This is a genomic window from Micromonospora sp. CV4 (genome assembly GCF_003667455.1).
Classification (GTDB): Bacteria; Actinomycetota; Actinomycetes; order Mycobacteriales; family Micromonosporaceae; genus Micromonospora.
In genome coordinates this window covers 19,034-44,523 of sequence record NZ_RCVI01000291.1, presented here as the reverse complement: position 1 = coordinate 44,523, position 25,490 = coordinate 19,034, and the positions used below count along the sequence as shown (strand labels likewise).

Sequence of the window (25,490 nt, the reverse complement as noted above, 5' to 3'; positions counted from 1 at the left end):
CGGCTCGACGACGCGCTCGCCGTCCTCGCCGACCTCGGCTACGTCGGGGTGGCGCTCACGCTCGACCACGACCACCTCGACCCGTTCGCGCCCGGTCTCAGCCGCCGGATCGCGGCGGTGAGCCGGCGGCTGAGCGCGCTGGGCCTCGCGGTGGTGATCGAGACCGGAGCCCGCTACCTGCTCGACCCCTGGCACAAGCACGCGCCGACGCTGCTGCACGACGACCCGACCCGGCGGATCGAGTTCCTGCGCCGGGCCGTGCGGATCGGCGCCGACCTGGGCGCGGAGGCGGTCTCCTTCTGGGCCGGCGTCCGCCCGGACGCGGTACCACCGCAGACCGCCTGGGACCGGCTGGTGGCCGGCTGCGCCACCGTGGTCGACGCCGCCGACGCGGCCGGTGTCACCCTCGGCTTCGAGCCGGAGCCGGGGATGCTGGTGCAGGACATCGCCGACTGGCGTCGGCTGCGCGCCGCGCTCGGCGACCCGGCCCGGTTCGGCATCACCCTGGACATCGGCCACTGCCGCTGCCTGGAGCCGTGGTCGGTGCCGCAGTGCGTCGCCGAGGTGGCCCCGCACCTGGTCAACGTGCAGATCGACGACATGCGCCGGGGCGTGCACGAACACCTGGAGTTCGGCACCGGCGAGATCGACTTTCCGCCGGTGCTGGCCGCCCTGGCGGCGGCCGGCTACCAAGGGCTGGTCGCGGTGGAGCTGCCCCGCGACTCGCACGCCGCACCAGCCGTGGCCGCCCGGTCGATCGAGTTCCTGCGTGCCGCTGCCGCGACGGCCACCGATTGCCACCCTGCCAGCACCCTTTGCTCTACACCCGCCGAGGCGACACCCGCGAGAGAGGCCCCGGCGCATATATAGGTGCAGAGCAAAGGGTGGCGGGGCGCGCCTGGAGCAGCAAGAGGGAGGAGACGGGATGACACCGGATTCACTACGGGCCGCGCTGGGAGGCGTACCCGATCCCGATTGGCTGGACACGGCGCTGCGCCGGGTCGCGGCCGAGCCCACCGCGATCACCCGGCTCTTTCCGGCCGCCGGCCGGCGCTGCGGCCGGGCCGCACTGCCCGACGCGCCCGGCTGGACGGCCGACGACGCGGCCCGGGTGCTGCTGCTCACCGCCCTGCGCGCCGACCACGCTGAACACGCCGACGCCCTCTACCGGCACGGCGACGCCGCCGAGCGGCGGGCGGTGCTGCGTGCCCTGCCGCTGCTGCCGATCGGGGCCGCCGGGGTGCCGCTGCTGCACGACGCGATCCGGACCAACGACACCCGGCTGGTCGCCGCCGCGCTCGGCCCGTACGCCCGCAACCTCGACCCGGCGGCCTGGCGGCAGGCGGTGCTCAAGTGCGTGTTCTCCGGCGTGCCGCTGGCCGTCGTGGCCGACCTGGAGGCCCGCGCCGACGGTGAGCTGGCCGCGATGCTGGCCGCGCTGGCCGCCGAGCGGCACGCCGCCGGCCGGGAGCTGCCCGCCGACGCCACCGACCTGCTCGACCGGCTCACCGCCGCACTGCCCCGGGAGGCGTGATGCGCATCTTCGACCCGCACATCCACATGACCTCACGCACCACAGACGACTACGAACGGATGGCCGCGGCCGGCGTCCGGGCGGTGGTGGAGCCGGCGTTCTGGCTGGGGCAGCCCCGCACGAGCGCCGCCTCGTTCACCGACTACTTCGACTCGCTGATCGGCTGGGAGCCGTTCCGGGCGGGGCAGTTCGGGGTGCGGCACCACGCCACCGTGGCTCTCAACCCCAAGGAGGCGAACGACCCGCGCTGCCGTCCGGTGCTCGACCTGCTGCCGCGCTACCTGGACAAGGACGCGGTGGTCGCGGTCGGCGAGATCGGGTACGACTCGATGACCCCGGAGGAGGACGAGGCGTTCGCCGCGCAGCTCGCGCTCGCCGTGGCGTACGACCTGCCGGCGCTGGTGCACACCCCGCACCGGGACAAGGCGCGAGGCGTCGAGCGCACCCTCGCCGTCGTCACCGAGTCCGGCATCGACCCGGGCCGGGTGGTCGTCGACCACCTCAACGAGGTGACCGTCAAGCTGGTCCGGGACACCGGCTGCTGGCTGGGCTTCTCCATCTACCCGGACACCAAGATGACCCCGGCGCGGATGGTCGAGCTGCTGCGGGAGTACGGGACGGACCGGATGCTGGTCAACTCCGCCGCCGACTGGGGGCGCTCGGACCCGCTGCTGACCCGGGCCACCGGCGAGGCGATGCTGCTCGCCGGGTTCACCGACGACGACGTCGACCGGGTGCTGTGGCGCAATCCGGTGGAGTTCTACGGGCAGTCCGGCCGGCTCGACCTCAGCGACCTGGAGGACCCGGCCGCCGTGGACCCGGAGACCGGCAACTCGATCCTGCGGGGCGGCAGCTGATGCGGCTGCGGCACGCCGGCGGCGACACCGTGCACCTCGGCTACTGCACCAACGTGCACCCCGCCGAGGATCTCGCCGGCATCCTCGACCAACTGGACACCTACGCCGTGCCGGTCCGCGCGGCGCTCGGCAGTGACCTGCTCGGGCTCGGCCTGTGGCTGGCCGCCCCGGTCGCCGCCGAGCTGGCCGCCGACCCCGCGCTACGCCGCCGGCTGCGCGCCGAGCTGGACGCGCGTGGCCTGGAGGTGGTCACCCTCAACGGCTTCCCGTACGCGGCCTTCCAGGCGCCCGTGGTCAAGCACGACGTCTACCGGCCGGACTGGACGACCGAGCAGCGACTGACGTACACCCTGGATCTGGCCCGGGTGCTCGCCGACCTGCTGCCCGACGACGCCGCCCGGGGCTCGATCTCCACCCTGCCGCTGGCCTGGCGGCAGCCCTGGGACGACGAGCGGGCCGACGCCGCCCGGCGCCGGCTGGACCAGCTCGCGGCCGGCCTGGCCGCCGTGCAGCGGGACACCGGCCGGCAGGTGCGGGTCGGCTTCGAACCGGAGCCGGGCTGCGTGGTGGAGAGCACCGGTCAGGCCGCCGCGCTGCTGTCCGGAATGGACACCGAGCGGTTGGGCGTCTGCCTCGACCTGGCCCACCTCGCCTGTGCCTGGGAGGAGCCGGCCGCGGCGCTGGCCCGGCTCGGAAGCGCCGGGCTGCCGGTGGTCAAGGTGCAGGTCTCCGCCGCCGTCGAGGCCGCCGACCCGGCCGGTGGGGCCGACGCGCTGCGCCGCTGGGTGGAGCCGCGCTTCCTGCACCAGACCCGGGGCGCCGGCTGCGCGGGCGGCGCCGACCCGGCCGACCCGGCGTACGCGGCCGACGACCTGGACGCGGCGTTGGACGCGGCGTTGCCCGGCCCGTGGCGGGTGCACTACCACGTGCCGCTGCACGCCCCACCCGAGGAACCACTCGGCTCCACCCTGCCCGTGCTGCGCGCCGCGTTGGCCGCGCTGTACGCCGGCCCCGCCGCCGGCTGTGACCACCTCGACGTGGAGACGTACACCTGGGGGGTGCTGCCGGAGGCGCGACGGCCGCGCACCGACGCGGAGCTGGCCGCCGGCATCGCCGCCGAGCTGGCCTTCGCCCGCGACGAGCTGGTCGGCCTGGGCCTGACCCCGGAGCTGACGACGGCGGGGGTGGCGCGATGAGCCGGCGACTCGTGGTGCTCGACGTGGTCGGCCTGACCCCGCGACTGCTGGCGCACATGCCCCGGCTGCGGGGGGTCGCCGACGGCGGCTTCCGGGCCGAGCTGGGCACCGTGCTGCCCGCGGTGACCTGCTCGGTGCAGTCCACCTTCCTCACCGGCGAGCCGCCGAGCGGACACGGGATCGTCGGCAACGGGTGGTATTTCCGGGAGCTGGGTGAGGTGCTGCTGTGGCGGCAGCACAACGCGCTGGTCGGCGGGGAGAAGCTCTGGCAGGCGGCCCGTCGGGCCGAGCCCGGCTACACCGTCGCCAACGTCTGCTGGTGGTACGCGATGGGCGCGGACGTCGACTGGACGGTCACCCCGCGCCCCGTGTACTACGCGGACGGGCGCAAGGAACCGGACTGCTACACCGACCCACCGGAGCTGCACGACGCGCTCACCGGGCGGCTGGGCACCTTCCCGCTGTTCACCTACTGGGGGCCGACGGCGGGACTGCCGTCGTCGCGGTGGATCTGCCAGGCGGCGGAGCAGATCCTGGCCGATGTCGCACCCGACCTGACCCTGGTCTACGTCCCGCACCTGGACTACGACCTGCAACGGTACGGCCCGTCCTCGCCGCAGGCCGCGGCCGCGGCGGCCGAGCTGGACGCGGTGCTCGGGCCACTGCTGGACGCCGCCCGGGCCCGCGACGCCACCGTCGTGGTGCTGTCGGAGTACGGCATCACCGACGTGTCCCGGCCGGTGGACGTCAACCGGCTGCTGCGCGCCGAGGGGCTGCTGCGGGTGCACACCCAGGCCGGCATGGAGTACCTCGACCCGTGGACGTCCCGGGCGTTCGCGGTCGCCGACCACCAGGTCGCGCACGTCTACGTCAAGGATCCGGCCGACGTGCCGGCGGTGGCGAAGCTCTGCTCCGGGTTGCCCGGGGTGGCCGAGGTGCTCGACGCCGAGGGCAAGGCCGCGTACGGGCTGGATCATCCGCGTGCCGGTGAGCTGGTGCTGGTGGCCGAGCCGGATGCCTGGTTCACCTACTACTACTGGCTGGACGACGCCCACGCGCCGGACTTCGCCCGGCTGGTGGAGATTCATCGGAAGCCGGGTTACGACCCGGCGGAGCTGTTCTTCGATCCGGCAAACCCCGGTGCCGCGAAGGCCCGCGCCGGGGTGGCGCTGGCCCGCAAGAAGCTGGGCATGCGCTACCTGATGAGCGCGGTCGGCCTGGACGCCGGAGCGCGGGCGGTACGCGGCTCGCACGGCCGGCTGCCGGACGACCCGGCGGACGCCCCGGTGCTGCTCTGCTCCGACCCGGCCGCGGCCCGGGAGCGGATCGCGGCCACCGAGGTCAAGGCGCTGCTGCTGGAGTTGGCCGGACTGACTCCCGAGGCGGGCCGGCCGGGGGAGGGGTCATGACGGTCACCGTCGCGCCCGCCGACGCGAGCGGATTGCGGGCGCGCTTCGACGCGGAGTTGGCCGGGTTCCTCGACCGGCAGGGCCCGGACTGGCCGGACGGCGCGCCACGGGGCGTGTTCACCGCGCTGTACCGGTTCGTGCTGGCCGGCGGGAAGCGGCTGCGCCCGCTCTTCTGCTACTGGGGCTGGCGCGGCGCCGGGGCGCCCGACGGAACTCCGATCGTGGTGGCCGCGGCGGCGCTGGAGCTGTTCCACGCGTTCGCGTTGATCCACGACGACATCCTGGACGGCAGTGACCGCCGCCGGGGCGAGCCGTCGGTGCACCGGCTCTTCGCCGACCTGCACGCCCGCTCGTCCTGGCGCGGCGACCCCGAGGCGTACGGGCGCAACACGGCGCTGCTCTGCGGGGATCTCTGCGCGGCCTGGTCGGACCAGATGTTCCACGAGTGCGGCCTGAGCACCGAACAGGTGCACCGGGGGTACGGCGTGTTCGCGCTGATGCGCACCGAGGTGATCGCGGGGGAGTACCTGGACCTGGTGTCCGGGGTGGGTGACGGCTCGGTGGCCAGCGCGCTCACCGTGATCCGGATGAAGGCCGCCCGGTACACGGTGACCCGGCCGTTGCAGATCGGCGCGGCTCTGGCCGGCGCGGGGCCGGAGCTGCTCGCCGCGCTGGGCGAGTTCGGTGACCCGCTGGGCGACGCGTTCCAGCTCCGCGACGACGTGCTGGGCGTCTTCGGCGACCCGGCGGTGACCGGCAAGTCGGTCCTGGACGACCTGCGGGAGGGCAAGCCGACGGTGATGATGGCGCTGGCCCGTAGCGCCGCCGACCGGCCGCAGACCGCCCGGCTGCGGGAGTTGTTCGGCAATCCGGCGCTGGACGCCGACGGCGCGGCGGAGCTGCGCGACATCATCGAGGCGACCGGCGCTCGGGAGCGGATCGAGCAGATGATCCGGGTCCGGACCGAGGCCGCGCTGGCGGCGCTGGAGAGTGCGGCGGTGGCCGAGGAGGCCCGCGCCGCGCTCGTCGCGCTGGCCGCGCAGGCGATCGACCGCCGCGCCTGACCCGTCGGCGCGCGCCGGACACGGTTGCGCCGACGTCCCCTGCGACACCTGGGGCACCGCGCTGCCTGCCGACTTTCGATCGAATCGACGAAAGTTCACCGCGATCCGCCGGAAGGTATAGACACATCGACACCCCGCAATTTAGTGTCGTGGCCAACACGACAATGTTTCGTCGAGGTGAACCGGCGGCGCGGTAACCCATCGACCCCCACCACCACCGCTACGGCATCCGGCGCGACGGCGCGCGCCCGGCCTGGCAGTCATTCGTCAGGAAGGGGCAGCACACCAATGTCCAAGAAGGACGCTCCTACTCACCGGTCCCGACGATGGTTCTCCGCCGGATCGGCACTGCTCCTGGTGGCCGCGGCCGGCACGGTCGCGCTCGGCGCCGGCTCGACCCCCGCCCAGGCCCACCCCATCAACGCCACGGACTTTCAGCAGGTCGAGCTGGCGCGCGGCGTGGCCGACATGGGTGAGCCGATGTCGTTGGCCGTGCTGCCGGACCGCTCGGTCCTGCACACCGCCCGCAACGGCACACTGCGCCGCACCGACGCCAACGGCACCACCTCGGTGATCGGCACCCTGCCCGTCTACACGCACGACGAGGAGGGGCTCCAGGGCGTCGGGGTCGACCCGAACTTCGCCAGCAACCGGCAGATCTTCCTCTACTACGCCCCGCCGCTCTCCACCCCCGGCGGCGACGCGCCCGCCACCGGCACCGACTTCTCGGCCTGGCAGGGCGTCAACCGGCTCTCCCGGTTCACCCTCAACGCCGACTTCACCGTCAACCAGGCCAGCAAGGTGGACGTGCTCGACGTGCCGGCCGACCGCGGCCTGTGCTGCCACGTCGGCGGCGACATCGACTTCGACGCCGCCGGCAACCTCTACCTGTCCACCGGTGACGACACCAACCCCTTCGAATCCGCCGGTTACGCGCCGCTGGACGAGCGGACCAACCGCAACCCGGCGTACGACGCGCAGCGCAGCGCCGGCAACACCAACGACCTGCGCGGCAAGATCCTGCGGATCAAGGTGAACGCCAACGGCACGTACTCCATCCCGGCGGGCAACCTGTTCGCACCCGGCACCGCCAGGACGCGGCCGGAGATCTACGCGATGGGGTTCCGCAACCCGTTCCGGATCAGCGTGGACAAGGCCACCGGCGTCGTCTACGTCGGTGACTACGGGCCGGACGCCGGCTCCACCAGCGCCACCCGCGGACCGTCCGGCCAGGTGGAGTTCAACCGGGTCACCGCGCCGGGCAACTACGGCTGGCCGTACTGCACCGGCACCAACACCAGCACCGAGACGTACAACGAGTGGGACTTCGCCGCCAACACCGGCGGGGCGAAGTACAACTGCACCGGCGGGCCGACCAACAACTCGTTCCGCAACACCGGCCTGGGCACCCTGCCGGCGGCCAAGCCGGCCTGGATCCGGTACGCCGGTGACGCCGGCACCCCGCCGGAGTTCGGCGGCGGCTCCGAGTCACCGATGGGCGGCCCGGTCTACCGGTACAACGCCTCGTCCACCTCGACGACGAAGTTCCCGCAGACGTTCGACGGGCAGTTCTTCGCCACCGAGTTCGGCCGCGGCTGGATCAAGCCGATCCACGTCAACGCCGACGGCTCCCGGGGCACCATCGACACGTTCCCCTGGGTCGGCAAGCAGGTGATGGACTCGGCGTTCGGCCCGGACGGCGCGTACTACGTGCTCGACTACGGCACCGGCTACTTCAACGGTGACGCCAACTCCGCGCTCTACCGCTTCGACTACGTCGCCGGCGGTAACCGAGCGCCCAACGCCGCGGCCAGCGCCAACCGGACCTCCGGCGCCGCGCCGCTGGCGGTGACGTTCTCCTCGGCCGGTTCGTCCGACCCGGAGGGCGGCGCGCTGACGTACTCGTGGAACTTCGGTGACGGCACCAGTTCCACGGCGGCCAACCCGTCGAAGACCTACACCGCCAACGGCACCTACACCGCGACGCTGACCGTACGGGATCCGCAGGGCGCCACCGGCACGGCCAGCGTGGTGATCAACGTGGGCAACACCGCGCCCACCGTGACCATCAACAGCCCCGGCAACGGGCAGCTGTTCAGCTTCGGCGACACGGTGCCGTTCAGCATCACCGTGACCGACCCGGAGGACGGCACGATCGACTGCACGAAGGTCAAGATGACCTACGTCCTCGGGCACGACCAGCACGGGCACCAGATCACCTCGAAGACCGGCTGCTCCGGCTCGATCACCATCCCGGTCGACGGTGAACACGACGACGCGGCGAACATCTTCGCCATCTTCGACGCCGAGTACACCGACGCCGGTGGGCTGACCACGCACACCCAGCACACGCTGCCGCCGCGACACCGGCAGGCCGAGTTCTTCGCCAGCTCCTCCGGGGTCAACGTGTTCAGCAAGACCCCGGCCGAGGGCGGCAAGACCGTCGGCGACATCAACAACGGCGACTGGATCGCCTTCCAGCCGTACCGCCTGGGCAACGTGACCTCGTTCAGCGCCCGGGTCTCCTCGGCGGGCGCCGGTGGCACCCTCCAGGTCCGGGCCGGCTCGGCCACCGGCACGGTGCTCGGTTCGGCCACGGTCCCGGTCACCGGCGGTTGGGAAACCTTCACCACGGTGACGGGGGCGATCAGCAACCCGCCGACCGGCACCACGACGCTCTACCTGACCTTCGCCGGGTCGGGCACGGGCGCGCTCTACGACGTGGACGCGTTCACCTTCGTCACCGGTACACCGCCCACCGGCGGGGCCGGCCCGATCAAGGGTCTGGCCGGCAAGTGCCTGGACGTGCGCAACGCCGCCACGGCCGACGGTACGCAGATCCAGATCTACACCTGCAACGGCAGTACGGCGCAGACCTGGACGGTCACGCCGAACTCCACGATCAGGGCGTTGGGCAAGTGCCTCGACGTCTCGGGTGGCGCTTCGGCCGACGGCACCAAGATCCAGCTGTGGACCTGCAACGGGACCGGGGCGCAGAACTGGGCCGCGCAGGCCGACGGCACGGTGCGCAACGTCCAGTCCGGCAAGTGCCTCGACGTCTCCGGAAACAACTCCGCGGACAGCACCGCCGTGCACCTCTGGACCTGCACCGCCGCCGCGAACCAGAAGTGGATCCTGCCCTGAGTTGAGCGGAGGGGCCCTCGTCGACGCCTAGTGTTTGTACGAGGGGCCCCTCCTAACCGTTCTTAGGAGAGCGATATGCGCAGACTCCTGCGTCCCGTCCTCGGCGCGGCCACCGCCGTCCTCGCCGTCCTCGCCTGCACGACCCCGGCCACCCCGGCCAGCGCCGCCGACGCCCCCTACGACGTGCTGGTCTTCTCCAAGACGGCCGGCTTCCGGCACGACGCGATCCCGGTCGGCATCCAGACCATCCGCGACCTGGGCGCGGGGAACAACTTCACCGTCACCGCCACCGAGGACGCCGGCGCCTTCACCACCGCCAACCTCAACCAGTACGAGGCGGTGGTCTTCCTCAACACCACCGGTGACGTGCTCAACGCCAGCCAGCAGACGGCCTTCGAGTCGTACATCGGCTCCGGCCGCGGCTACGTGGGCGTGCACGCCGCCGCCGACACCGAGTACGACTGGCCGTTCTACGGCAACCTGGTCGGCGCGTGGTTCGCCTCGCACCCGGCCATCCAGCAGGCGAACGTCAAGGTGGAGGACCGGGGGCACGCGGCGACCGCGCACCTGCCGCAGACCTGGACCCGCACCGACGAGTGGTACAACTACCGGACCAACGCCCGGTCCACCGCGCACGTGCTGGCCACGCTGGACGAGTCGTCGTACTCCGGCGGCGGAATGGGCGCCGACCACCCGCACTCCTGGTGCAAGGGCTACAGCGGTGGCCGGTCCTTCTACACCGGCGGCGGGCACACCCAGGCGTCGTACGCCGAGCCCGCGTTCCGGGCGCACCTGCTGGGCGGTATCCGGTACGCGGCCGGTCGAAGCAAGGCCGACTGCCGGCCCGAGACCGGCTACACCCCGCTCTACAACGGCTCGACCAGCGGCTGGTCGCAGGCCGGTCCGGGCAACTTCACCAACTCCGACGCCACCCTCACCTCGGTGGGCGGGATGGGGCTGTTCTGGTACAACGCCAAGCAGTTCACCAACTACTCGCTGAAGATGGACTGGAAGCTGGCCGGCGACGACAACTCCGGCGTGTTCATCGGCTTCCCACCCTCGAGTGACCCGTGGTCGGCGGTGGACAACGGTTACGAAATCCAGATCGACGCCACCGACGCGGCCGACCGCACCACCGGGTCGGTCTACACCTTCAAGTCCGCGGACATCGCCGCCCGTGACGCGGCGTTGAACGCGCCGGGGGAGTGGAACACCTACGAGCTGCTGGTCGAGGGTGAGCGGCTCCAGATCTTCCTCAACGGCGTGAAGATCAACGACTTCACCAACACCAACCCGGTCCGTTCGCTGGCCGGACACATCGGCATCCAGAACCACGGCACCGGCGACGACGCCTCGTTCCGCAACATCCGGATCAAGGAGCTGGGCACCACGCCGCCGCCGACGGGGAACACCACCGTCCAGGCCGAGGCGTTCAGCTCGGCCAACGGGGTCACCCCGTTCACCAAGGCGGGCGCCAACGGTGGCCAGACCATCGGCTACATCGACCCGGGTGACTGGGCCGCGTACAACGGTGTGAACCTGACCGGGGTCACCTCGTTCACGTCCCGGGTCGTCTCCGGCGGCGCCGGCGGCACCATCCAGGTGCGTACCGGTTCGGCCACCGGCCCGGTGCTCGGCTCGGTCGCGGTGCCGAACACCGGCAGCTGGACCACGTTCGCCAACGTCACCACCGCGCTGTCCGGCGTCCCGTCCGGCACCCAGAACCTCTACCTCACCTTCACCGGTAGCGGCACGGGGCTCTTCGACGTGGACGACTTCACCCTGGTCAAGGGCGGCGGTGGCGGCACCCCGGGGGTCGGCCCGATCAAGGGCCTGGGCGGCAAGTGCCTCGACGTGCGCAACAGCGGCACCGCCGACGGCACGCAGATCCAGATCTACACCTGCAACGGCAGTACGGCGCAGACCTGGACCGTGACGCCGAACTCGACGATCAGGGCGCTCGGCAAGTGCCTGGACGTGTCGGGCAACGGCACCGCCGACGGCACCAAGATCCAGCTCTGGACCTGCAACGGCACCGGCGCGCAGAACTGGGCGGCCCAGGCCGACGGCAGCCTGCGCAACGTGTCGTCGAGCAAGTGCCTCGACGTGTCCGGGAACAACTCCGCGGACAGCACGGTCGTGCACCTCTGGACCTGCAACGGCGCGGCCAACCAGAAGTGGACGCTCCCCTGATCGGCTGAGCCCTGCCCAGCGCCGACCATGCCCGGCCGGGTGTGCCCCGCCCGGCCGGGCATGGTCTGCCTGCTTGTCCGCGCTACCGGCCGGAGCGGCAGCGAGGCTTTCGAGGCGGGCGCTCACACCAATCATTCGCCGCCCGCCGCCGCCAGGCCACGGACCGACTCACGGCCGACTGCCGTACCTTGACCAGCATGGGGCGTTTCGCGCGGTGGCGCCGGATGGTGCAGGCGCACGGGCACCGGCTGCTGCACCGGGCCGAGGAGCCCGATCCGTTGACCGGACCGGCGCCCAGCCTGAACCGTCTCGACGCGCTGGTGGAGGGCTTCGCCGCCGGTCAATCGGTGCGCTGGGCCCTGGCCGGACCGCCCCGACCGCTGCCCGAGGCCGTCGACGTCGCGGCGTACCGGATCATCGAGGAGTCGCTGACCAACGCACGCCGGCACGCGCCGGGCGCGCCGGTGTCGGTCCGGCTGCGCTACGACGCCGCGGGCATCACCATCGAGGTACGCGACGACGGCGCCGGTGCCGCGCCGACGGGCGGGGGAGCCGGGCGCGGTCTGATCGCCGTACGGAGGCGGGCCGAGCGGATCGGCGGCACCTTCTCCGCCGGCCCGCGCCCCGACGGCGGCTTCATCGTCCGGGCTGTCCTGCCCGCGCCCGAGGAGATGGCCGAATGACGATCCGGCGGCGGGGCTTTCGCAATGGGGCCCGGCGGAAATAGGGTGTGAGCGGCGACCGTGACGGTGGCCGGTGACCCGGTGGGAGGCGCAACCCGCCGGGCTCAGGTGCGTTCCGCACCCACCGGTGTCCCGTCCCGGTGCCGCGTACGGCTCCGACCGGTCACCCCTCGCCCCGGTCCGCACACGGAATCCCCATCACAACAGGGGAGAAGGACAATGGCGCGACCCATCACGCTCTTCACCGGCCAGTGGGCCGACCTGCCGTTCGAGGAGGTCTGCCGGCTCGCCTCCGAGTGGGGCTACGACGGTCTGGAGATCGCCTGCTGGGGCGACCACTTCGAGGTCGACAAGGCGCTCGCCGACGACTCGTACGTCGATCGCAAGCGGGAGACGCTCGCGAAGCACAACCTCCAGGTCTTCGCCATCTCCAACCACCTCGTCGGTCAGGCCGTCTGCGACCACCCGATCGACGAGCGGCACCAGGACATCCTGCCGGGCCGGATCTGGGGCGACGGGGAGCCCGAGGGCGTCCGCCAGCGGGCCGCCGAGGAGATCAAGGACACGGCACGGGCGGCGGCGAAGCTCGGGGTGAAGACCGTTGTCGGATTCACCGGCTCGTCGATCTGGCACACCCTGGCGATGTTCCCACCGGTGCCGCCGTCGATGATCGAGCGCGGCTACCAGGACTTCGCCGACCGCTGGAACCCGATCCTCGACGTGTTCGACGAGGTGGGGGTGCGGTTCGCGCACGAGGTGCACCCCAGCGAGATCGCGTACGACTACTGGACGACGAAGCGGGCGCTGGAGGCGATCGGCAACCGGCCCGCGTTCGGGTTGAACTGGGACCCGTCGCACTTCGTCTGGCAGGAACTGGACCCGGTGAACTTCATCTTCGACTTCGCCGACCGGATCTACCACGTCGACTGCAAGGACGCCAAGGTGCGCACCGGGGACGGCCGGCGCGGCCGGCTCGCCTCCCATCTGCCCTGGGCGGATCTGCGTCGCGGCTGGGACTTCGTCTCCACCGGGCACGGGGACGTGCCCTGGGAGGACTGCTTCCGGGCGTTGAACGCGATCGGCTACACCGGCCCGATCTCCATCGAGTGGGAGGACGCCGGGATGGACCGGCTGGTCGGTGCCCCGGAGGCGTTGCAGTTCGTCCGCCGACTGGCCTTCGACGCCCCGAGCGCCGCCTTCGACGCCGTGTTCAGCAGCAAGGACTGACGCTCCCGGCGGCGGTCGCCGCACGCGGACAGACCACGGGCCGGTCGCCCTGCGGCGACCGGCCCGTCGACGTGCGGTTGGTCAGAGCGTGCTGGCGTTCGTGCCCGAGCCGGACGGCTTGGTGCGGGGGGTGGCCGACGGCGACCCGGAGGTCGTGCCGACCGAGCTGCTGGTGCCCGACGAGCCGGAGCCCGCCTTGGCGCCAACGGTGGCGGGCGTGCCGGCGAACGCGTCGTCGGCGGCGGTCAGCTCCTGCTTGCCGGAGCTGCCGTTGCCCGTGCCCAGCTTCTCGCCCAGCTTGGTCTGGCCGAGCTTGTCCTTGCCCTCGCTGTAGAGCTTGTTGGCCTGGGCCTGCGCGACCCCGGCCGCCTCCTGGACGGTCGGGTGGTCGAGCACCTTGCGGCCCCTGACGACCAGCTCTTCGTACTTTTCCCGGCCGGCACGGGCGCCCAGGACGAATCCCGCAGCCAGCCCGCCAAGAAACATGATCTTTCCGCGCATGGCGGCTCCTTCCGTACCTGACGCGCCGTCGCCCCAGCGAGCTGCCCCGTCGGGAGCGACCAATTCGCGCCTGCGTCCTCTGTCCGCAGCTAACTACCCATCCTGCTCTCCGCTCATACCTGCTTGTGCCCGGATGACGATTTGCCCCGATTATCGATGGGCCACGCAGCTGACCTGGGCGTCTGGATCATGGAAGGTGCGAGGCCGAACCCACTGGACCACCACCCCCGGATGTCCTGTACTCTTGTCCCGTCGCACGGCGTCGGGGAGATCCCGGGCCGGGCGGTGCACGGTCCCCTGTAGCTCAATTGGCAGAGCAGCCGGCTGTTAACCGGCAGGTTATTGGTTCGAGTCCAATCGGGGGAGCTCTTCCACCCAACGCCCGTCGGCAGCACGCCGACGGGCGTCTTCGTGTTCTCTCAGACCACCCAGGCTCGTGTCGATCATGGAGCCGTGGTGCCCGGTTCAGTGGTGCCTGCCCCCTTCGTCCGGCACCACAACTCCATGATCCACCCGGGCTGGGCGGATTCGGCTTTCTTGGGCCGCTTGGCCGGCAGGATGGGTTGTGTCGACTTAGACTCGCGCTGCGTCGATTTCTGCGTCGAAATCTGAGGTTGGGTGGGGGATGGTCGGGCGAGGAGGGGGCGGGAGGCGAGCCACCCTGATCGCGGTGGCGGTCGTGCTGGCCTGGCTGGTGATCGGGGGCGTCGCCGGGCCGTACGCCGGGCGCCTCGGCGAGGTCGCCACCAACGACAACGCCGCCTTCCTGCCCACCGACGCCGAGGCGACCCGAGCGCAGGACCTCGCCGGCGAGTTCGTCGACCGGCAGACCATCCCGGCGCTGGTCGTCTACGAACGGACCTCGGGTATCACCGACGCGGACCGGCAGCGTGTGAGCGCCGACGTCGCCCGTTTCGCCCAGGTGCCCGGCGTGGTCAACCCGCTTCCCCCGCCGATCCCCAGCCAGGACGGCCAGGCACTCCAGGTCGTCGTACCGGTGGACGACGCCGAGGGGGAGGAGATCGGCTCGGTCGTCGAGAACGTGCGCGACATCGTCGGCGGTGACCGGGACGGGCTCACCGTGGACGTCGCCGGACCTGCCGGTCTGCTCGCCGACCTGATCGAGGTCTTCTCCGCCATCGACGGGCCACTGCTGCTCGTCACCCTGGTCGTGGTCCTGGTGATCCTGCTGATCGTCTACCGCAGCCCGGTGCTCTGGGTCTTCCCGCTGCTCGCCGCCGGGATGTCGTACGCGCTGGCCTCGGTCTTCGTCTACCTGCTCGCCGACGCCGACGTGCTCAAACTCAACGGGCAGGCCCAGGGCATCCTCACCGTGCTGGTCTTCGGCGCCGGCACCGACTACGCGCTGCTGCTCATCGCCCGGTACCGGGAGGAGCTGCACCGGCACGACCGCCCCTGGGACGCCATGCGGACCGCGTGGAAGGGCGCCGCCCCGGCCATCATCGCCTCCGGTGGGACGGTCATCGTCAGCCTGCTCTGCCTGCTGCTGTCCAGCCTCAACTCCAACCGGGCGCTCGGCCCGGTCGCCGCCATCGGCATCGCCGCCACCCTGCTGGTGATGCTCACCTTCCTACCGGCGCTGCTGCTGCTCGGCGGCCGGTGGGCGTTCTGGCCGCGGCGGCCCCGCGCGGACCAGGCCGACCCGCAGACCGAGCACGGCATCTGGAGCCGGATCGCCGGCTTCGTGGCCCGCAACGCCCGGCCGGTCTGGCTGAGCACCGCGGTCGTGCTGGCCGTCCTCACGCTCGGCCTCACCCAGCTCGGCGCCACCACCCTCGGCCAGTCCGACCTGTTCACCCAGCGCACCGACTCGGTCGAGGGCCAGGAGGTCATCGCCCGGCACTATCCGGCCGGCACCGGCAGCCCGGCCACCATCTTCGCCACCGAGCAGACCGCCCGACAGGTGGCCCAGGTCGCGCAGGACGTGCCCGGCGTCGCCGCGGTCCGCCCGGTCGGCGCCGGCCGGCAGGGCGGCCCACCGGAGGAGAACGCCGCGCCGAAGGTGGTCGACGGGCGGGTTCAGCTGGACGCGACCCTCGCCGACCCACCGGACAGCGACGGCGCCGAGCGGACCATCCGGGAGCTGCGGGTCGCCGTACACCAGGTACCCGGCGCGGACGCGGTGGTCGGCGGCTTCACCGCGATCAACGTGGACACCTCCGACGCCGCCCGGCGCGACCAGAACGTCATCATCCCGGTGGTGCTCGTGGTCATCGCGGTCATCCTGGCCCTGCTGCTGCGCGCGCTCCTCGCACCGGTGCTGCTGATCGCCACCGTGCTGCTCAGCTTCGCGGCCACCCTCGGCCTGTGCGCGCTGCTGTTCCGCCACGCCTTCGGCTTTCCCGGGGTGGACGCGTCGTTCCCGCTGTTCGCGTTCGTCTTCCTGGTCGCGCTCGGCATCGACTACAACATCTTCCTGATGAGCCGGGTCCGGGAGGAGTCCGTCAAACGCGGCACCCGGGCCGGCGTGCTGGGCGGCCTCGCCGTCACCGGTGGGGTGATCACCTCCGCCGGCATCGTGCTCGCCGCGACCTTCTCCGCGCTGGCCGTCCTGCCGCTGGTGGTGCTGGTCGAGCTGGGCACCGCCGTCGCCGTGGGGGTGCTCATCGACACCATCATCGTCCGGTCGTTGCTGGTGCCCGCGCTCGCGTACGACATCGGGCCGAAGGTCTGGTGGCCGGGCCGGTTGTCCCGGGCGAACGGTGAGCGGGAGGCCCGCCATGCTCGCTGAGACCGACGTCGTCATCGTCGGCGGCGGCCTGGCCGGCCTCGCCGCCGCCCGCCGGCTGCACCGCGCCGGCGTGCCCTGGCGGCTCCTGGAGGCCGGCGGCCGGCTCGGCGGCCGGATCGCCACCGACGTCGTCGACGGCCACCTGATCGACCGTGGTTTCCAGGTGCTCAACACCGCCTATCCCCGCCTCGGCACGCTGTTGGACATCGACCGGCTCGACCTCGGGTACTTCACGTCCGGCGTGCTGGTGCGCAAGGGCGACGACCTGCTGCGGCTGGTCAACCCGTTGCGCGAGCCGACCGGCGGGCCCGGCACCGCGCTGGCCAACGTCGGCTCCCTGCGCGACCGGCTGCGCTTCGCCGCGCTCGCCGCCGGCTGCGCCACGCTGCCCGCATCCCGGCTCCTCGCCGCGCCGGAGACCAGCGCGGAGGTGGCGCTGCGCCGAGCCGGCCTGTCCGACGCGATCATCGAGGAGCTGCTGCGGCCGTTCCTGTCCGGCGTGTTCATCGACCGGGAGCTGTCCACCTCCAGCCATGTGCTGGCGATGGTGCTGCGTTCCTTCGCCCGCGGCCGGATCGGGCTTCCCGCCGAGGGAATGGCCGCGCTGCCCCGGGCCATCGCCGACCCGCTGCCCGCCGACCTGATCACGCTGGACACCCCGGTCGCCGAGGTCGCCCCCCGCCGGGTCCGCACCCAGGCCGGCGACATCCGCTGCCGGGCCGTCGTGGTCGCCGTCGACCCGCCCGCCGCGGCCGCGCTGCTGCCGGCCCTGGCGACGGTACGCATGCACAGCTACACCACCTACTACCACAGCGCTTCCGAGCCGCCGCTGACCGAGCCGATCCTGCTCGTCGACGGCGACCGGCGGGAGACGATCGCGAACACCGTGGTGCTCAGCAACGCCGTCCGGACGTACGCGCCGGCCGGACGACACCTGGTGGCCACCTCGGTGGTCGGCCCGACCGCCCCACCCGAGCCGACCGTACGGACCGAGTTGACCCGGCTGTACGGCCGGTCCACCGCCGACTGGACCCACCTCACCACCGTGTCCGTCCCCGACGCGCTGCCCGCCGCGCCGCCACCGCAGGGTCGGCTGCGCAAGCCGGTGGCGCTGGGCGAGGGCCTGTTCGTGGCCGGTGACCACCGCGACAGCCCATCGATCCAGGGCGCGCTGACCAGCGGTTGGCGCGCCGCCGGGGCGGTCCTGGCGGAGCTGCGCGCCTCGTGACCGGGTGCCGCCCGGCGCCCCGAGCGGGCGGCAGCGCGCTGTTATATTCCTGTTGCCCATCGTGCTGCTGCGGGCGTGGGCGCCGGCCGGCTCGATGCTGGCCGCCGACCGCCGGGCGGGATAAGATCCGGCGCGGTGTCGGGGCGGTAGCTCAGCCGGTTAGAGCAGGGGACTCATAATCCCTCGGTCGCGGGTTCGAGTCCCGCCCGCCCCACCAACGCAAAACACGGATCCGCCGATCTTTTCGCGTGGTGCTACTTGTGGTGCGAGTGCATTACGGTCAGCCCCCATGGTGACCGCTACCGGGCGCACCAAGCGCCAGCGAGGCGAGATCGAGGAGCTGCCCAGCGGCTCGCTGCGGGTGAAGGTCTATGCGCGGATCGGCCCGATCACCAAGAAGCGGCGCTACCTGACCGAGACCATTCCGGCCGGTCCGAGAGCCCGCCGGGAAGCGGAAAGGCACGGACCCGCTTCCTGGCCCAGGTCGACGAGCGCCGCAACCCGCGGACCCGAGCGACCGTCGACCAGCTGCTCGACCGCTGGCTCGAGGTGCTCGACGTCGAGGCGTCGACCCGGCAGGGGTACGTCAAGAAGCTGAACAAGCACGTCCGGCCGCTGCTGGGCAAGCTGCCAGTCGGCCGCTTGGACGCTGAGAAGCTGGAATCGTTCTATGCCGTGCTGCGCAGGTGCCGCGACCACTGTGGAGGCGGCCGCAAAGCAATCAAGCACCGCAAGGCTGGGGAACACGAGTGCACCGACAAGTGCCGGCCGCATGAAAAGCAGGCCCCTAGCGCCAGCGTCGATCGGGCAGATTCACTGGATTCTGTCGGGGGCGCTGAACGAGCTGTCCGCTGGCGGTGGATCGCGGTCAACCCGGCGGACCAGGCCGAAAAACCGGGGATGCCGCAGCCCGATCCACACCCGCCGTCGGCGCCCGAGGCGGCCCGCCTGGTCGAGGAGGCGTGGAAGGATCCGGACTGGGGGTCGTTCGTCTGGGTGGCGATGACGACCGGCGCCAGGCGCACCGAACTGTGCGCGCTGCGGTGGTCCGCGGTAGACCTGAACACCGCCGTGGTAATGCTTCAAGCGCCCTGTACGTCGACGACGCAGAGAAGCTGCGGGAGAAGGACACGAAGACGCACCAGCAGCGCCGCGTTGCTTGGACGCCGAGACGGTTGAGGTGCTCCGGGACCAGTTGGCGCGCTGCAAGGAGCGCGCATCGGCACTGGGGTTGACGCCACCGACGGACGGCTACGTCTTCTCGCTGGACCCGGATGGCGGCACGCCGCTCGTGCCCGCCACGGCCACCCAGCGTTTCAGCCGGATGGCCGCGCGGCTCGACATTGCCACTAACCTGCACGCGCTCCGGCACCACTCCGCAACGGAGTTGATCGCGGCCGGTGTGGACGTGCGGACCGTCGCCGGGCGGCTCGGGCATGGAGGGAGGTGCCACGACCCTACGTGTCTACGCGGCGTGGCTTTCTGAGTCCGACCAGCGAGCCGCCGTGATGCTGGCGGGACGTATGCCGCCTCTTCCAACCCCTGTCCTCAGCGACCCCCGCTCCCCGTGACCACAAGGGGTCAGTAGCCCGGGCCTGCAACTTATGCGAAGATGCGCGACATGTCGCGGGAAGATGCAACTCGTCGGTTTGCAGATGCACAAAGGCGCCTCGTTACTCAGGCGAGCGATTTCTCGCTGGAAACAATCGCCTCCATGGTGGACGCCAAGGCGATCGATCCTTCTCCTGAATATCAGCGTCGGGAGCGCTGGGATCAGGTGAAGCAATCCGCCCTCATTGAGTCCTTCCTGCTCAACGTTCCCGTACCGCCCGTTTACCTCGCCGAGGAAGACTTTGGCGTGTACAGCGTGATCGATGGAAAGCAGCGCATTACCGCTATTCATGATTTCATGCGGGGTCGCCTCGCCCTCAAGCATCTGCAGGAGTTGCCAGAATTAAACGGCGACAGGATAGCCGAATTGCCCGAGTCGATGGCAAACGCTTTGCGGATGAGGCCATACATACGGGCGGTTACCTTGCTGAAGCAGTCGAGCCCTGACTTGAAGTATGAAGTCTTTATTCGGCTAAACACGGGCGGGGAGGCCCTTACTGCACAGGAAGTGCGCAACGTCGCATTCCGTGGCCCGCTGAATGAGCTGATTTTGAAGCTCGGTGCAGAGCCATTCCTGCGCGACCAGTTTCGAATTACGGATTCATCCGAGCGCTACCGCCAGATGCAAGACGCGGAATATGTACTGAGATTCTTGGCGCTGGCGGAGTTCGGCACTGCGTACAAAGGTGGCCTTGCTGAAACGATGAATCGCTTCATGGTTCGTCATGTCTTTGCAACGCTCGAGGAATTAAATGAGTTCGAGCACAGATTTAGGAAGGCGCTCTACGACTGCCGGGACATATGGCGGGAGTACGCCTTCCGGCGCGCCGATGACGGCCTATGGCGGGGCCGAGCGCTGTTGGGAATGTATGACGCACAGATGCTCGCAGTGGCATCGCTTGGAGAAGGCGAACTAAGCAGAGCCAAGGATCGGAGAAGTGCGGTGGTTGAATCCACCGCTCGCCTCTTCGATGATCCTTCCTTCACAAGTTCAGTTACTGTCTCAACGAATACGACAGGTCGACTCTTCCATAGAGTCAATGCAATTATCCAGCTCCTACTCGGCGTCTAGGGCGTCGCTATGCGCGCTAGAGAGCAACTGGTGAAGAGCCTTCAAGCTTTGATCTATCATGTCGATTCGGGCGGAATCCAAGACACCGCTCTGCCCGGGACCCCCGCCGCTGAGGCCATTCGGCTCTTAAAAAACGGGCTCTCCGTAACTGCCTTTGCCTGCTTCGAACACTTCATCAGGAGCCGAATAACCGAGCTTCTCGAATTAGTCTCGACCGCCAAGAACCTTCCTCCATTTCAAGAGCTGCCCGAAGGCCTTCAGCTTGCGGCTACTAAGGGTGCTGTTGACGCTTTAAAGGCGCGCCTCAACATGAGAAACGAGCTGATGGATACAGCTACCATCGTTTCGCTGGCACAGGCGCATGCAATCGCAATCGCCTCATCGCGACAAATGCCCTACGGATTCTCAGAGTGGTCATTCGGATGGTCGTCGTCCAACATTGGGCCGGGCGTTCTGCAGGACTTCCTAGGGGCTTGCGGCGCTAAACACCTGTATGGCGAAATAGGTCCATTGCTAAAGGATGTTTCGTTTGACTACTCGGCTGTCGGCCTAGCCGAGGGGAGTGCGCTTAAGCTGGCCAGAATCGCTAGCTGGCGCCACGAAGCGGCTCACGATGCCACCATTTCTATAGACATCGAGTTGCTTCGTACCAGAATAGTAACCTATCTGGCTATAGCCCTTGCCTTCGACGTCCTCGCATCTTTGGCGGTTCAGCACCTGATTAACGGGTTTATTGCGCCCCAGGTCGGGATGGCCACCCGGAGTGCAGTCGGCCTGAAGCAGTTGCTTCCGGCTTCCGTTCAGCTGGAGCTGCAAGACATGAACGGGTCGCCGATACAGCAGTTTTATTCGGTCGATCACTGCAGGGACCAGTTCGGCAACCTCGACACGCCGCGCAATAGCGCCGTAGTTGTGCGGGACACCCAGGGCCAAATCGCCGATTGGTTTTTCTGCTGAGGAGGGCGGCGATTCTTGGAAGAAATTCAGGACCTTCTACTGAGGGATGTAGGGCCGTGGCCGGTAGCTTTAGCGCATGGAACAATTGAAGACTGCGCCGGAGGCGGCCGAGCGCTTGTTGGGTCAGGCGCTGCCGCGCCGCTGGCGGCATGTCCGAGCTGTCGCACACAAGGCGCGGGGCTTGGCGGTCCTCCGCCGCGAGGGCCGAACCGCTTCGCGGTCGCCTTCGGCGAGCCCTTGCCCCGGAGGCAGAACGCCGGGCAGATCAAGATCAGGCGACGGGATGGATCTGGTTCTCCCGTCTGTGTGCGTGCGCCGCCAGTTGCAGTCGTCGGCGATCGGCATGGCAAGACCCTCACTAAACACCTGCTAGACAGCTGCCACTCTACGAGGGCAGTTGCCAGGGGTTTTGCGGTTCAATACAGGCCGTCCGGGCAGGCCACCCCCCTTGCCCAGGACGCCCACTCCGAAATCTCGACCCCAGTCCCGCTTCGCTATGGGACCGGGGTCGAGATTCCTACATGGGCAGGACAAGGGGGTTCGGGTAGCGGTGGTTGGGGTCGGGCTGTGATGTGGGTGGGTGCTAACGATTTGTGGGTCGGTTGCGGTTCGTCGTTGGTTGCGGTCGGCGACGGCGCTTCGCGCGTCGCGCATCGAGCTTCGCTCGATGAAGATCACCCATGTTGTGGATGGCTGATCTGCATGGAGGGTTACGGTGGGTGACCGAGCTCGTGATGCGATCTCCCCTGTAGCTCCATGGTCGGGACCATGAAGGCCTGGGCGAGGAGGCGTTCGCGAAGTGGTGGATTGACTCCAGGTGCTCGTCTTTACCTGCGCTAGCGGGTGTATGAATCCCCCATGCGGTCCCGACCGCGATGCTCACGGGGCAAGCCCCACGGCCCCCGCGGCCGCAGCAGGTCAGGTAGGGGGACTTTGGCCGCTTGCTGTCGGATGTCGTCATTCCTAAGGCTCTAGTGCCAACCATTACCGTGATCTATGGTGCCTATAGTCGGGCGCAGTTGGGGAGGGGCAATGGCTGGGGTCGACGGCGGGCGGATCGCCGCTCGGGGTTTCCAGTATCAGTACCTGCGGACGCTCGAGTACATGTTCGACGCACTCGGTAACCCTGAAGTTGCCGCCTGTCGCGTAGAAGGCGACCCAAATCCCGTAAATCCCGATGAAGTTGATGCAGTCGACTTCGACATGGTAGATAGATCTGGTGCTGTTGTCATTGCGGCTCAAGTCAAGAGTCGGGCTGCTGGCGCGAAGATGGGACTAGCGGAAGCTTGCACGATCCTCTCCAAGCTTGTCGCGCGGACTGACGCACGTACCTACTTACTTCTGACTGACGCGATTTTCCCGTCGAGCCTGAAACGAATCTTCATGGACGCTGTCCAAAGCGATACATCTATACCCCAGCTGCGGGAAACGTTGGCTGGCGTCCTACGTAGCGCGCCGCGAGCCCTTGCTGAGCTGAATGCTCTAACTGATGTGCAGTTTGAAAGGCTGCAACGCTGTCGAATTGTGGCGGACGGCCGCGATCGTGAGGAGCTTCGCGAGGCGATCCGGGAACAGGTACGAAGGTGGCGACGCGGTGGGGGCCGAGGGATAGGGCATCATTCAAGCGGCTTGCTTGTGTCGTATTTGTTGTCTGAAACGCTGCGGAGAGCGGCAGCAGCGGAACATGCCGTTTGGCGGTTAGACGAGTTTCGAGCCGCTCTAGAGTTGGATGACAAGATCCTGAGCGATGCACTAGGGGCGCGGGATTGGGGGACGGTTCTTGGGATTATGGCTCCGATCCCCGATGTTGCAAGACCGGAGCTGATGGACCAGTTAATCCAAAGCCTGCGCCGGCGAAACGCAGGAGCCCGCTCAGTAATGCGAGCGGCATTGGTTGGCCCTTCCGGAATTGGAAAGTCTAGTTTGGCGGCCGCGTACGTAGCAGAGTGTCTCGACCTGTATGACGTAGTCTTTTGGGTTGACGCCTCTAGCGAATCTTCTACGTTTGAGTCCTTCCGGAACATCGGGCTGTGGCTTGGGCTCGACCCGACTCTTGGTATGAGTTCACTAAGGGCCCTTGTCCACGAGCGGATGGCCTCCTTTCCTGGCCGGTGGCTCCTCGTGATGGACGACGCAGATGCGACTTCCGCAGAGCCATGGATCCCGCGTTTCGGCAATGGTGACGTAATCATCACCTCCCTGGACAGCGTTCATAGATTCGGCGGCAGTGTTCGTGTAACGGTTACGACGATGCTTCCGTCCGAAGCTCAGGCGCTCCTTTCGGCGCGAATGCAGCCAGACGCCCCCGATGCAGCGACTGACCAAGCGGTGCTAAGCAGGCTGGCTGCCGAACTGGAATTTTGGCCCCTTGCGCTGGAGCTCGCGGCCGCGTACCTGGAGAGTTGCGGCTTTGGCGCAAATGATGTCGAGCATTACTTGACGCGTTTGAAGATTCGGTCGCTCGACGATAAGACGTCTGTGCCGCCCGGATACCCCAGGACGCTCGTTGCGGCAATCGATCTAGGAATGGCGCGGGCCATCGATTTGGCGGACGGTGCCGAAATGGCGAAACTTCTCAATGACTGTTTGATTGTTGCATCCTATCTCGCGCAACGTCGAATTCCGATCCATCTTGTTGCCGCAGCGGCTAGGCTTCCGCCAGAAGCGGTGCCGGCCAAGCGCGGGATCATTTTCGGGGACGATCCGGAGATTCCGGAGACATTTCGCCTGCTGAAGCGCGTATCCTTCGCGCGAGAAGATTCCCCCCTGCCGCCGGCGTTCAACGATGATCCGCGGTCCAGGACGGCCATCACATTGAATAGTATTTTGCAGGAAGTGATCCGCGACCGGGTAGAGAGGATTCATTCCGAAAAAGCTGTGTCCTCAATCCTGGACAAGGTTGCATTCTATGTCGACCTTTGGCTGGAAGCGGCCTTGCATAATAATGAACCTGATCGAGTTCACGCAGTAGCCCCTCATGCGGAAGTACTTGCTGCGCACCTTCGTAGAGTGGGTGTCGCAACGAACAATTCCGCTATAATGCTCGGCAATCTTGCAAGCTTTCACCAAGCGCAGAATAATTTTATGGAAGCGCAGTCTCTGCTGGAAACAGAACTATCTTTGTTTGATTTGATTGAGAACCCGAACGAGCTACTTCTTCAGCAGACGAGGATTTACCTTGCGACGATCCTGGTGTACCGCGGCGGCCGCGATAGCGAGGTTTGCCTTAGAGCGGTGAAGCTTTTGGAGCCGGTTGTGCCTTATTTGTACGCGATCTCCGTTGACGCGGATACGCAGGACGCTGCCTCCTTCCTTTGCGGTCAAGCCATCGAGGCGCTCGTGGGAGGCGACGGGTGTGACCCGCACGTTGCGGCACCATTGCTGGATGTTTTGCGAGAGTTGTCGAACCGGTTGCCAAGGCATGACATTGTCAGTGGGCGCGAAGCTGCGCGCCGCGCTAGTGAACTAATCCAGTCCGGTGATGTAGAGGAGGCCGAATCAATCTGTAGAGAGCATCTTGAGCACGAGGGCCCAGGGGCCGGGAGTCTATATCTGGAACTCCGGCGTCTTCTGATTGAAGCCCTCATGCTGCAGGATCGGTGGCGGGAGGCGCGGGCGGAACTTGACGAGTTAGTTGCTCGCATGGGGGACGTTCCCTTATATAGGGAAGCTGTCGGGATGACCCTACATAACGTGGGATTCTATGGGGCGGTCCGAATGTTTACGCCCTCTTCCAAGGAGGCCCGTCAGTTCTTCCTCTACACCATGAGCCTACCCCAGCTCAAACTGGCGCGGATCGATGCTCCAGCTCATGAAACTTGGAGATATGTAGTGCTCGACCTGGCGGTCGAGGTGGCCCGCGGTAGGCGGAACGAGGCGCTGGCGTTGACTGCGTCTGTGAAGAGCATCGTGCCAACCGCGCCTCGCAACACTCAGGACGAGGGTTGGGCTACGTTTGCTCGCCTACTCTGCCACGTCGCCGAAGGTAAGCCCTTGGCCAAATTTATGAGGGAGTTCGAGGAATGAACGGAACTGGGGATTGTATCCCACAGCGCGGGCGTG

18 protein-coding genes and 2 tRNA genes are annotated in these 25,490 nt (G+C 68.6%); 19 read left to right on the top strand and 1 reads right to left on the bottom strand.

Annotation, left to right across the window (positions count from 1 at the left end):
- From EAD98_RS19715 to EAD98_RS19670, 10 genes are all read left to right on the top strand, one after another.
- The coding region (locus EAD98_RS19715) for a sugar phosphate isomerase/epimerase (RefSeq protein WP_147457447.1) at positions 1–870 on the top strand (870 nt) is incomplete at its 5' end.
- A 55-nt stretch (positions 871–925) separates the two neighbouring features.
- Entirely contained in the window at positions 926–1,534 is a 609-nt protein-coding gene (locus EAD98_RS19710; protein WP_121655519.1) for an EboA domain-containing protein, read from the top strand.
- Positions 1,534–2,391, top strand: a complete 858-nt coding sequence (locus tag EAD98_RS19705) for a TatD family hydrolase (RefSeq protein WP_121655518.1) — start codon at positions 1,534–1,536, stop codon at positions 2,389–2,391. The genes EAD98_RS19710 and EAD98_RS19705 overlap by 1 nt, the downstream gene beginning before the upstream one ends.
- Complete coding sequence (gene eboE / locus EAD98_RS19700; protein ID WP_121655517.1) at positions 2,391–3,587, top strand: metabolite traffic protein EboE; 1,197 nt, start codon at positions 2,391–2,393, stop codon at positions 3,585–3,587. Before EAD98_RS19705 ends, eboE begins: the two co-directional genes overlap by 1 nt.
- Positions 3,584–4,996 carry an alkaline phosphatase family protein gene (locus EAD98_RS19695; RefSeq protein ID WP_199723467.1) on the top strand — a complete coding sequence of 471 codons (1,413 nt, stop codon included), beginning with the start codon at positions 3,584–3,586 and terminating at the stop codon, positions 4,994–4,996. Before eboE ends, EAD98_RS19695 begins: the two co-directional genes overlap by 4 nt.
- Entirely contained in the window at positions 4,993–6,060 is a 1,068-nt protein-coding gene (locus EAD98_RS19690; protein ID WP_121655516.1) for a polyprenyl synthetase family protein, read from the top strand. Before EAD98_RS19695 ends, EAD98_RS19690 begins: the two co-directional genes overlap by 4 nt.
- Before the next feature lie 288 nt (positions 6,061–6,348).
- Positions 6,349–9,204, top strand: coding sequence for a PQQ-dependent sugar dehydrogenase (locus EAD98_RS19685; RefSeq protein WP_121655515.1), 2,856 nt, complete (start codon positions 6,349–6,351; stop codon positions 9,202–9,204).
- A gap of 75 nt (positions 9,205–9,279) precedes the next feature.
- Positions 9,280–11,397 carry a ThuA domain-containing protein gene (locus tag EAD98_RS19680; protein WP_121655514.1) on the top strand — a complete coding sequence of 706 codons (2,118 nt, stop codon included), beginning with the start codon at positions 9,280–9,282 and terminating at the stop codon, positions 11,395–11,397.
- A 197-nt stretch (positions 11,398–11,594) separates the two neighbouring features.
- Positions 11,595–12,080: a sensor histidine kinase gene (locus EAD98_RS19675; RefSeq protein WP_121655513.1), complete on the top strand. Its 486-nt coding sequence runs from the start codon at positions 11,595–11,597 to the stop codon at positions 12,078–12,080.
- 219 nt (positions 12,081–12,299) lie between these two features.
- Positions 12,300–13,307, top strand: coding sequence for a sugar phosphate isomerase/epimerase (locus tag EAD98_RS19670; protein WP_121655512.1), 1,008 nt, complete (start codon positions 12,300–12,302; stop codon positions 13,305–13,307).
- An 81-nt stretch (positions 13,308–13,388) separates the two neighbouring features.
- On the opposite strand, the gene EAD98_RS19665 is transcribed toward EAD98_RS19670, so the two are convergent.
- Positions 13,389–13,808 (bottom strand): hypothetical protein, encoded by a 420-nt coding sequence (locus EAD98_RS19665; RefSeq protein ID WP_121655511.1) that lies wholly within the window; start codon positions 13,806–13,808, stop codon positions 13,389–13,391.
- 293 nt (positions 13,809–14,101) lie between these two features.
- Here EAD98_RS19665 and EAD98_RS19660 point away from each other — a divergent pair.
- The 9 genes from EAD98_RS19660 (at position 14,102) to EAD98_RS19620 (ending at position 25,454) form a co-directional block, all read left to right on the top strand.
- A tRNA-Asn gene (locus EAD98_RS19660) sits at positions 14,102–14,174 on the top strand.
- A 259-nt stretch (positions 14,175–14,433) separates the two neighbouring features.
- Positions 14,434–16,560: an MMPL family transporter gene (locus tag EAD98_RS19655; protein WP_121655510.1), complete on the top strand. Its 2,127-nt coding sequence runs from the start codon at positions 14,434–14,436 to the stop codon at positions 16,558–16,560.
- Positions 16,550–17,788 carry an FAD-dependent oxidoreductase gene (locus tag EAD98_RS19650; protein ID WP_121655509.1) on the top strand — a complete coding sequence of 413 codons (1,239 nt, stop codon included), beginning with the start codon at positions 16,550–16,552 and terminating at the stop codon, positions 17,786–17,788. Before EAD98_RS19655 ends, EAD98_RS19650 begins: the two co-directional genes overlap by 11 nt.
- Before the next feature lie 140 nt (positions 17,789–17,928).
- Positions 17,929–18,005 (top strand) — tRNA-Ile (locus EAD98_RS19645).
- 332 nt (positions 18,006–18,337) lie between these two features.
- Positions 18,338–18,967, top strand: a complete 630-nt coding sequence (locus EAD98_RS31630) for a hypothetical protein (protein ID WP_233583897.1) — start codon at positions 18,338–18,340, stop codon at positions 18,965–18,967.
- Positions 18,948–19,274, top strand: a complete 327-nt coding sequence (locus EAD98_RS31625; RefSeq protein WP_233583896.1) for a site-specific integrase — start codon at positions 18,948–18,950, stop codon at positions 19,272–19,274. Before EAD98_RS31630 ends, EAD98_RS31625 begins: the two co-directional genes overlap by 20 nt.
- A 135-nt stretch (positions 19,275–19,409) precedes the next feature.
- A complete protein-coding gene (locus EAD98_RS19635) occupies positions 19,410–20,471 on the top strand; it encodes a DUF262 domain-containing protein (RefSeq protein ID WP_199723466.1) in 1,062 nt (353 codons plus the stop codon).
- A 30-nt stretch (positions 20,472–20,501) separates the two neighbouring features.
- Positions 20,502–21,428 (top strand): hypothetical protein, encoded by a 927-nt coding sequence (locus EAD98_RS30745; protein WP_147457446.1) that lies wholly within the window; start codon positions 20,502–20,504, stop codon positions 21,426–21,428.
- A gap of 1,032 nt (positions 21,429–22,460) precedes the next feature.
- Positions 22,461–25,454 (top strand): hypothetical protein, encoded by a 2,994-nt coding sequence (locus tag EAD98_RS19620; protein WP_158609825.1) that lies wholly within the window; start codon positions 22,461–22,463, stop codon positions 25,452–25,454.
- Positions 25,455–25,490: the final 36 nt, after the last annotated feature.

Excerpts from the sequence above, each read along its gene's own strand:
- eboE (WP_121655517.1), top strand. The coding sequence starts at position 2,391 with ATGCGGCTGCGGCACGCCGGCGGCGACACCGTGCACCTCGGCTACTGC.
- EAD98_RS19655 (WP_121655510.1), top strand. The coding sequence starts at position 14,434 with ATGGTCGGGCGAGGAGGGGGCGGGAGGCGAGCCACCCTGATCGCGGTG.
- EAD98_RS19650 (WP_121655509.1), top strand. The coding sequence starts at position 16,550 with ATGCTCGCTGAGACCGACGTCGTCATCGTCGGCGGCGGCCTGGCCGGC.
- EAD98_RS19680 (WP_121655514.1), top strand. The coding sequence starts at position 9,280 with ATGCGCAGACTCCTGCGTCCCGTCCTCGGCGCGGCCACCGCCGTCCTC.
- EAD98_RS19620 (WP_158609825.1), top strand. The coding sequence starts at position 22,461 with ATGGCTGGGGTCGACGGCGGGCGGATCGCCGCTCGGGGTTTCCAGTAT.
- EAD98_RS19690 (WP_121655516.1), top strand. The coding sequence starts at position 4,993 with ATGACGGTCACCGTCGCGCCCGCCGACGCGAGCGGATTGCGGGCGCGC.
- EAD98_RS19705 (WP_121655518.1), top strand. The coding sequence starts at position 1,534 with ATGCGCATCTTCGACCCGCACATCCACATGACCTCACGCACCACAGAC.
- EAD98_RS19670 (WP_121655512.1), top strand. The coding sequence starts at position 12,300 with ATGGCGCGACCCATCACGCTCTTCACCGGCCAGTGGGCCGACCTGCCG.
- EAD98_RS19635 (WP_199723466.1), top strand. The coding sequence starts at position 19,410 with ATGTCGCGGGAAGATGCAACTCGTCGGTTTGCAGATGCACAAAGGCGC.
- EAD98_RS19675 (WP_121655513.1), top strand. The coding sequence starts at position 11,595 with ATGGGGCGTTTCGCGCGGTGGCGCCGGATGGTGCAGGCGCACGGGCAC.
- EAD98_RS19685 (WP_121655515.1), top strand. The coding sequence starts at position 6,349 with ATGTCCAAGAAGGACGCTCCTACTCACCGGTCCCGACGATGGTTCTCC.
- EAD98_RS19710 (WP_121655519.1), top strand. The coding sequence starts at position 926 with ATGACACCGGATTCACTACGGGCCGCGCTGGGAGGCGTACCCGATCCC.
- EAD98_RS19665 (WP_121655511.1), bottom strand. The coding sequence starts at position 13,808 with ATGCGCGGAAAGATCATGTTTCTTGGCGGGCTGGCTGCGGGATTCGTC.
- EAD98_RS19695 (WP_199723467.1), top strand. The coding sequence starts at position 3,584 with ATGAGCCGGCGACTCGTGGTGCTCGACGTGGTCGGCCTGACCCCGCGA.